Origin of the sequence: Mycobacterium sp. E802, from assembly GCF_001666875.1 — a bacterium.
GTDB lineage: Bacteria > Actinomycetota > Actinomycetes > Mycobacteriales > Mycobacteriaceae > Mycobacterium.
In genome coordinates, this window is record NZ_LZJD01000160.1 from 25023 (window position 1) to 32027 (window position 7005).

General features: G+C 66.9%; 7 protein-coding genes. 5 read left to right on the forward strand and 2 right to left on the reverse strand.

Annotated elements, in window-relative coordinates; all coding sequences use genetic code 11:
• Positions 1-54 precede the first annotated feature (54 nt).
• From A5699_RS23445 to A5699_RS23455, 3 genes are all read left to right on the forward strand, one after another.
• Positions 55-477 carry a DUF5318 family protein gene (locus A5699_RS23445; protein WP_067774660.1) on the forward strand — a complete coding sequence of 141 codons (423 nt, stop codon included), beginning with the start codon at positions 55-57 and terminating at the stop codon, positions 475-477.
• A 181-nt stretch (positions 478-658) separates the two neighbouring features.
• Complete coding sequence (locus tag A5699_RS23450) at positions 659-3007, forward strand: transglycosylase domain-containing protein (protein WP_067774638.1); 2349 nt, start codon at positions 659-661, stop codon at positions 3005-3007.
• Positions 3008-3039: 32 nt separating this feature from the next.
• Positions 3040-4695, forward strand: coding sequence for a glycosyltransferase family 87 protein (locus tag A5699_RS23455; RefSeq protein ID WP_082957847.1), 1656 nt, complete (start codon positions 3040-3042; stop codon positions 4693-4695).
• A 104-nt stretch (positions 4696-4799) separates the two neighbouring features.
• Here A5699_RS23455 and A5699_RS23460 read toward each other — a convergent pair whose 3' ends face one another.
• Both A5699_RS23460 and A5699_RS29705 read right to left on the reverse strand, forming a co-directional pair.
• Positions 4800-5312 carry a hypothetical protein gene (locus tag A5699_RS23460; protein ID WP_157561419.1) on the reverse strand — a complete coding sequence of 171 codons (513 nt, stop codon included), beginning with the start codon at positions 5310-5312 and terminating at the stop codon, positions 4800-4802.
• Positions 5313-5317: 5 nt separating this feature from the next.
• A complete protein-coding gene (locus tag A5699_RS29705; RefSeq protein WP_082957846.1) occupies positions 5318-6037 on the reverse strand; it encodes a hypothetical protein in 720 nt (239 codons plus the stop codon).
• 159 nt (positions 6038-6196) lie between these two features.
• Between A5699_RS29705 and rpsF the strand changes: the two genes are divergently transcribed.
• Positions 6197-6487 (forward strand): 30S ribosomal protein S6, encoded by a 291-nt coding sequence (gene rpsF, locus A5699_RS23470; protein WP_066901858.1) that lies wholly within the window; start codon positions 6197-6199, stop codon positions 6485-6487.
• 69 nt (positions 6488-6556) lie between these two features.
• Positions 6557-7005 (forward strand): single-stranded DNA-binding protein (locus A5699_RS23475; protein WP_067774644.1); only part of this gene is annotated, 449 nt, incomplete at its 3' end.

Consider the following 7005-nt stretch of genomic DNA (forward strand, 5'->3'; position numbering starts at 1 on the left):
AGCTGTGATGCGGTCGCGCCTCCCTCTTCAGTGGGCCGACGTACTCTGGTCAACGTGCGATTGCAGAGACAGGTGGTGGACTACGCCCTCCGGCGGCGGTCCCTGCTGGCTGAGGTCTATTCGGGGCGCACCGGCGTCTCGGAGGTCTGTGATGCCAACCCCTACCTGCTGCGCGCAGCGAAGTTTCACGGCAAGCAAAGCTCGGTGATGTGCCCGATCTGCCGTAAAGAGCAGCTCACGCTGGTGTCGTGGGTATTCGGCGAGCATCTGGGCCCGGTCTCGGGTTCGGCCCGCACCGCGGAGGAGCTAGTGATGTTGGCAACTCGTTACGACGAGTTCGCAGTCCATGTGGTGGAGGTATGCCGCACCTGCAGTTGGAATCATCTGGTCAAGTCATATGTGTTGGGCGCGCCACGGCCGCCGAAGGCACGGGGGACCCGACCCACGCGCAAGTCGGCGCGTACGGCCAGTGAATAGCGAAGGGCGCCACAGTCGGTCAGCCAACGACGCCCGTAATGCGGCTGACCGCCTCGGTGCGCGCAAGAACCCTCCGCCGCCGCGGGACAACCCGCAGCCGACGCGAGAGAATCGCCCCCCGGCGCGGGACAACGGGCCCACGGGTCGTGAGAACGGGCCCACGGGGCGCCCTCGTCCGGCGGTGCCGCCCGACGACCGGCTGACCGCGGTACTGCCGCCGGTGCGTGACGGCCGACCGGCCCCGCTCGATGTGGTCAAGGCGGCGATGGACGGCACCCCGCCGCCCAAACCGCCGCCACCGAAATCTCCGCCGCCGGGAGGCGGCGGTCGTGGATCCGGTCCGTCGGGTCCGTCCGGTCCGTCGGGACAAAATCCGGGGCCGTCTCGGCAGTTCCACATCAACTGGAAGCTGGTCCGGCGTGGGCTGATCGCCGCCGTCGTGGCGATGATCCTGCTGCCGCTCGTGACGTTCGGTATGGCGTACATGATCGTCGACGTTCCGCAGCCCGGCGACATCCGGACGGCGCAGGTGTCGACCATCCTGGCCAGCGACGGCAGCGAGATCGCCCGGATCGTGCCGCCCGAAGGCAACCGGATCGACGTCAAGATCGACCAGATCCCCGAGCATGTCCGCGACGCGGTGATGGCCGCCGAGGACCGCGATTTCTATTCCAACCCGGGCTTCTCGTTCACCGCCCTGCTGCGCGCGATCAAGAACAACCTGGTCGGCGGTGATCTGCAGGGCGGGTCGACGATCACCCAGCAGTACGTCAAGAACGCCCTGGTCGGAGACGAGCGTTCGGGTATCGGCGGTTTGATCCGCAAGGCCAAGGAGCTCGTCATCTCGACCAAGATGGCCAGCGAATGGTCCAAAGACGCTGTGCTGCAGGCGTATTTGAACATGATCTACTTCGGTCGCGGGTCATACGGGATTGCCGCGGCCGCCAAGGCGTACTTCGACAAACCCGTCGAGCAACTCACCGTCGCCGAGGGCGCACTGATGGCCGCACTGATCCAGCGGCCGTCGACGCTGGATCCCGCGGTGGACCCGGAGGGGGCCGCCGACCGGTGGAACTGGGTGCTCGACGGCATGGTCGACATGGGTGCGTTGTCGGCCAGTGACCGTGCCGGGCAGGTGTTCCCGCCGACGGTGCCGCCCGATCAGGCCCGCCAGGAAAACCAGACCACCGGACCGAACGGACTCATCGAACGGCAGGTCACCAAGGAACTGCTCGACCTGTTCGACATCAGCGAGCAGACGCTGAACACTGAGGGCCTGCAGATCACCACGACGATCGACCCGCAGGCCCAGGAAGCCGCCGAGGACGCGGTGTCCAAATACATGGACGGTCAAGAGGCCGACATGCGCACGGCGGTGGTGTCGATCGACCCGCACGACGGCGCGGTCAAGGCCTATTACGGCGGCTCGGACGCCAACGGCTTCGATTTCGCCCAGGCCGGGCTGCCGACGGGGTCGTCGTTCAAGGTGTTCGCCCTCGTCGCGGCCCTGCAGCAGGGCATCGGCCTGGGCTATCAGGTGGACAGCGGGCCGGTCACGGTCAACGGCATCAAGATCACCAACGTCGAGGGCGAGGGATGCGGCACCTGCTCGATCGCCGAGGCGCTCAAGCGGTCGCTGAATACCAGCTACTACCGGCTGATGCTGAAACTGGAGAACGGTCCCGAGGATGTGGCCAAGGCCGCGCACGACGCCGGTGTGGCCGAGAGTTTCCCCGGCGTCGAGCACACGCTGTCCGAGGACGGCAAGGGTGGCCCGCCCAACAACGGTGTGGTGCTGGGGCAGTACCAGTCCCGGGTGATCGACATGGCCTCGGCCTACGCCACCCTGGCGGCCTCGGGCGTCTACCACAAGCCGCATTTCGTGCAGAAAGTGGTGAACTCCGCGGGGCAGGTGCTGTTCGACGCCTCCAAGCAGGACAACGGTGAACAACGCATCGACAAGGCGGTGGCCGACAACGTGACGTCGGCGATGCAGCCGATCGCCGGCTGGTCGAAGGGTCACAACTTGGCCGGCGGGCGTGCCTCGGCCGCCAAGACCGGTACCAACCAGCTCGGCGACACCGGCGACAACCGCGACGCCTGGATGGTCGGTTACACCCCGTCGCTGTCGACCGCCGTCTGGGTCGGGACCACCGAGGGCGTCAAGCCGTTGAAGAACAAGTGGGGCGCGCCGGTCTACGGATCCGGGCTGCCGTCGGACATCTGGAAAGCCACGATGGACGGCGCGCTGGACGGCACCGACAACGAGACGTTCCCCAAGCCGACCGAGATCGGCGGTTATGCCGGTGTGCCGCAAGCTCCGCCGCCACCGCCGGCGACGCCGGGCACCCCGGGCGGCCCACCGATTTCGGTCATGCCCTCGGAAACCGTCATCCAGCCGACCATCGAAGTGGCCCCGGGTATCACGATCCCGATCGGCCCACCGACCACCGTGCCGATCGGACCGCCGCCGGGAGCCCCCGTCATGCCCGGCGAGCCGGGCGTTCCGGTACCCCCGCCGCCTCCGTGACGGACCGGGATTCGCCGGCTCCGCCGACGGGGCTGGACTCGCCGGCTCCGCCGACGGGGCTGGATTCGCCGGCTCCGCCGGCAGAAGACCGGCGGAGTGCCGACGAACGCGACCTCCCCAGCCGCAATGACCGGCTGGCCGAAGCACTGTCGCAGACCGTGGGTGGGCCGGTCGGACGTCACGCGCTGATCGGCCGGGCCCGATTCATGACCCCGCTGCGGGTGATGTTCCTGATCGCCGTCGTGTTCCTGGCGTTCGGGTATACCTCCAAGGCCGCCTGCCTGCAGACCACCGGCACCGGCACCGCCGGTCAGCGGGTGGCGAACTGGGAGAACAACCGGGCCTATTACGAGCTGTGCTACTCCGACACGGTTCCGCTCTACACCGCAGAGTTGTTGAACCTGGGCAAGTTTCCCTACAAGTCCAGCTGGGTGGAGAACGACGCCACCGGCAAGCCGCGCATGCAGTACGACGGCAGCCCGGCGATCCGGTACATGGAGTATCCGGTGCTCACCGGGCTCTATCAATACGTGTCGATGTCCCTGGCCAAGACCTACACGGCTTTGACCAAACTGGTGTCGATCCCGGTCGTGGCCGAGGTCGTGATGTTCTTCAACATCGCGGCGTTCGGTTTGGCGCTGGCCTGGTTGACCACGGTCTGGGCGACGTCCCGGATGGCCGGGCGACGGGTCTGGGATGCCGCACTGGTGGCGGGCTCGCCGATCGTGATCTTCCAGGTCTTTACCAACTTCGACGCGCTGGCCACCGCGGCCGCCGCCGGGGCGATGCTGGCGTGGGCACGACGCAGACCGGTGTGGGCCGGCGCGCTGATCGGAATCGGTGTCGCGGCCAAGCTCTACCCGCTGCTGTTGTTCGTTCCGCTGGTGCTGCTGGGTCTACGGACCGGCCGGCTGCGCGAGGTCGGCAAGGCCGCGGTGACCGCGGTGATCACCTGGTTGGTGGTCAACCTGCCGATCATGGTGCTCTTCCCGCGCGGGTGGTCAGAGTTCTTCCGGCTCAACGCCCGTCGCGGCGACGACATGGATTCGCTCTACAACGTGGTGAAGTCGTTCACCGATTGGCGCGGGTTCGATCCGGATCTAGGGTTCTGGCAGCCACCGACGGTGCTCAACACCGTCACCGCAGTGCTGTTCGCGGCGTGCTGTATCGCCATCGGCTACATCGCACTGACCGCGACGCAGCGGCCCCGGCTGGCGCAGTTGGCGTTCCTGGTGGTGGCGGCGTTCCTGCTGACCAACAAGGTATGGAGCCCACAATTTTCACTGTGGCTGGTGCCGCTGGCGGTACTGGCCCTGCCGCATCGTCGAATTCTGCTGGCGTGGATGACGATTGACGCCCTGGTCTGGGTTCCCCGCATGCTCTATCTGTACGGCGAGTCCAACAAGGGTCTACCCGAGCAGTGGTTCACCATCACCGTGCTGCTGCGCGATATCGCGGTGATCGTGTTGTGCGCGTTGGTGATCCGACAGATCTACCGTCCGGAACTGGATCTGGTCCGCTACGGCGGCCGCATCGACGACCCGACCGGCGGCGTGTTCGACCGGGCCCCCGACACCCCGCCGCGCTGGCTGCCGGACTGGCTGCGGCCGTCGGCGGGCCGGGTGCGGATCGAGCCTGCGCCGGACCGGGAGCCGGAGTTGGATCTGGCCGAACGGCGTGGCGGCTGAGCTTGCAGGCGCCGGGCGCACCGATTTCTGCAGCAGGGTTGCAGTGACCGCCGTGGCCCGACCCTCAGGTGGAAATCGGCGTTAAAGCATCGTCTTGGGATACGTCACGGGTTTCGCCGAATCCACGCGGTCGTCGTCGGCAGCACGGCCAACACGATCGTGACGATCGGCAGGGCGAAGCTCAGGACCGCCAGTCCGCTCGACCCGGGAGCTGCGTAGCTGCCGGTCGTCGCGACATTGATCCAGAGACTGACCAGGCTGCCCACGATGATCAATGCACTGCCGATGACGATGAGTCGGCGGCCGATCACCTTGCGTCGCACCAGCGCCAGCGCGCCGGCCAGGAGGAGGACTCCGCAGACGACACTGAGCAGCGTCGCGAGGACGGTCATAGTCAGGACCCCCGGGGATCGCAACGCCAGGGACCGCAGACCCGCGTCGGTCACGAGCGCGGAAAGCCCGGACAGCCCGAGAATGCCGTTGCCGAGGGTCAACAGTCCGCCGATCACCGCTAGGACAGCGGTGACGATCGCCGTGACTGCGTTCGGGGCGACGTCGGACGCAGGTTCCGAGACGTCAGAGGTTTCCGTGCCGTCGGGTCCGTGCAGAGAGGTCACGAGCGTCAGGCCCATCCCTGATACGGCGGATAGGGCTGGGGTACAACGAGATTCTGTTTCGCCCGGATCCAGGCCGTTGTCGACGGCAGCAACGCCAGAACGATTGTCAGGACCGGAAAGGCCAGACCCAGCAGAGAGGACACGCCGCCGCCTCCGGTGTAGGGCACTTGCTCTGCCGCCGCGCGACCGATCCCGAGGATGATGAGGTCGGACACGATGGTGACGCCGCATCCCGCGACCACGAGCCAACGGCCGATCATCTTGCGCAGCAACAACGTCACGGTCCCGGCCAGCAGTAGGAGTCCGGCGACGGTCCCCAGCACAAGCACAAATGCCAACAGTCCCTTCATCCCGCCCGAGAGCTCGGCGCCGTCGAGGGAATTGTCGTTGCTGATCACGGCCAAGGCGAACAGGCCGATGGTGCCGCCGGCCAGATTCGACAGGGCGCCGAGCGCGGCCAGCACGGCCGCGGTGATGCCGGTGGCACCGCTCGGCGATGCGGCAGGCATGGGCGGCATGCCCGGCGGCGGGTACGCCCCGGGATAACCGGACGGTGGTGGATACCCGGGTTGCTGCGGATAGCTGGCCGACGGCGGCGCAAAGCCCGGCTGTTGCGGATACCCGGGTTGTTGCGGGTAACCGGGTTGCTGTGGAACACCCGGCTGTTGTGCGTAGCCGGGCGGTTCTCCGAACCCCTGACCGTAGGGCCCGTTGGGATACGTCACAAGTTCCCCCGATCGTCGAAGATGACTGGCTCACCATATATACGGATTTCGCAGATCAGGGCTGTTTCGGGTAGCCTGGGCCGGTTGCCGACGCAGGCGACCCTCCTGCCACGGAATCCGCCGTGGCCGTACACGACCATAGGAGGTGATGAGGTTCTAATGCGTCCATACGAAATCATGGTCATTCTCGACCCCACACTTGACGAGCGCACCGTAGCTCCGTCCCTGGAGACGTTCTTGAACGTCGTACGCAAGGATGGCGGGACTGTCGAGAAGGTCGACATCTGGGGCCGACGCCGGCTGGCCTACGAGATCGCCAAGCACGCCGAGGGCATCTACGCCGTCGTCGACGTCAAGGCTGAACCGGCCACCGTGTCCGAGCTCGACCGTCAGCTCAACCTGAACGAGTCCGTGCTGCGGACCAAGGTGATGCGGACCGACAAGCACTAAAGGCCGTCAGTCGTCGGCGCAGCTACGTAGGCTTCGCGCAAACGGACATGCCTATCCCAGGAGGATCTCGTGGCTGGTGACACCACCATCACAGTTGTCGGAAACCTGACCGCCGACCCGGAACTGCGCTTCACTCCGTCCGGCGCGGCCGTGGCCAACTTCACCGTGGCCTCCACGCCGCGCATGTTCGACCGTCAGAGCGGGGAGTGGAAGGACGGCGAGGCGCTGTTCCTGCGGTGCAACATCTGGCGGGAGGCGGCCGAGAACGTGGCCGAGAGCCTCGTGCGGGGTTCGCGGGTGATCGTCACCGGCCGGCTCAAGCAGCGTTCCTTCGAAACCCGTGAGGGTGAGAAGCGCACTGTGGTCGAGGTCGAGGTCGACGAGATCGGTCCGTCTTTGCGTTACGCCACGGCCAAGGTCAACAAGGCCAGCCGTAGTGGCGGCGGCGGGGGAGGCGGAACGCCCGGCTCGCCGGGCATGACGGGGGCTCCCGGCGGCGGTCCGATCGGCTCGATGGC